General features: G+C 68.9%; 1 protein-coding gene. It reads right to left on the reverse strand.

The annotated features are described in order from the left end of the window. Positions 1-21: 21 nt before the first annotated feature. Positions 22-1,218: an IS110 family transposase gene (locus tag EF903_RS32520; protein WP_125548523.1), complete on the reverse strand. Its 1,197-nt coding sequence runs from the start codon at positions 1,216-1,218 to the stop codon at positions 22-24. Between the last annotated feature and the right edge of the window lie 233 nt (positions 1,219-1,451).

Consider the following 1,451-nt stretch of genomic DNA (forward strand, 5'->3'; position numbering starts at 1 on the left):
GGAGGCTTCCTAATGCTGTTGTCAAGCAGCCTCGGTGACAGGCGGTGTCACTTGGTAGCACCGTCGGTCACGGATGAGGGCCCACAGGACGTTGACGCGTCGCCGGGCGAGGGCGAGGACGGCCTGGACGTGGCTCTTGCCCTCGGCTCTCTTGCGGTCGTAGAACCGCTTGGAGTTGGGGTCGCTCCAGGAGCTGACCAGCGCGGAGGTGTAGAAGACGCGTTGCAGGCGCCGGTGGTAGCGCTGCGGGCGCCGCAGGTTGCCGCTGGTCTTGCCGGAGTCGCGCGGGGCGGGAGCGACGCCGCCGAAGGCCGCGAGGCGGTCCGCGGTGGGGAAGCCGTCCAGGCTGCCGCCGATGGCGACCAGGAACTCGGCTCCGAGCTTGGGCCCCATGCCCGGCATGCTCAGGATGACCTCGGCGAGTTCGTGCTCGCGAAACCGGCCCTCGATGAGCTTGTCGATCTCGGCGATCTTCTCGTTGAGGGCCATCACCTCCCTCGCGAGGGTGTGCACCATCTTCGCGATGACCTGCTCGCCGGCCACGGCGGTGTGCTGGCGCTCGGCGGCGTCGACGGCGGCCTTGGCCAGGGCTTCGGCGCCGCGGACCCTGCGGTTGCGCAGCCAGGTGGTGAGCCGGCTGACGCCGATCCGGCGCAGGGCGGCGGGGGTCTGGTAGCCGGTGAGAAGGACCAGGGGACCTGCGTTGGTCAGTTCCAGGGAGCGTTCGAGCGCGGGGAACATGCTCAGCAGGGTGCCCCGCAGGCGGTTGATGGTGCGGGTGCGGTCGGCGACCAGGTCGATGCGGTGGCTGGTGTGCAGCCGCAGCTCGATCGTGGTCTCGTCGTCGGGACGGATCGTCTGCAGGTCCCGGCGCATGCGTGCCTGGTCGGCGATGACGCGGGCGTCGCGGGCGTCGGTCTTGCCCTCCCCCCGGTAGGCGTCGGAGGCCCGGTTGACCATGCGGCCGGGGATGTAGAGCAGCTCCTGTGCGTGGTTGACCAGGACGGCGATCAGCAGACCGGGTTCACCGCCGGTCATGTCCATCGCCCAGGTCACCTCGCGTCCGTCGGCGAGGTCGAGGACGTCCCCCATGAGCTTCAGGAGGTCCGGCTCGTCGTTGGCCACCCGGCGAGACTGCAGGGTCTTGCCGTCGGCGTCCATAGCGACGCAGTGGTGGTGGGTCTTACCGCAGTCGATCCCGGCCCATATCCGGCTCATCGTGCTCCCGAAGTCGTTCCTGCCTTGCGTACCACGGACGACCTCGCCGGCATTGCCCTACACAGCGATCTTGTCGCACTTCCTAATCGGCGGCCGAGTCGTCGTGGGGAGCAGGGCGGCCAAGCCTCCGGAGCCACGAACAACAGCAGCCAGCCTGAGAGCCACACCCCGCTCCCCTGGGTGCCACAACCTTACGAATGGCTGGGGTGCACCCGTGAGTTGAAAGGTAGGGC

Source organism: Streptomyces sp. WAC05292 (assembly GCF_003949955.1).
Classification (GTDB): Bacteria; Actinomycetota; Actinomycetes; order Streptomycetales; family Streptomycetaceae; genus Streptomyces; species Streptomyces globosus.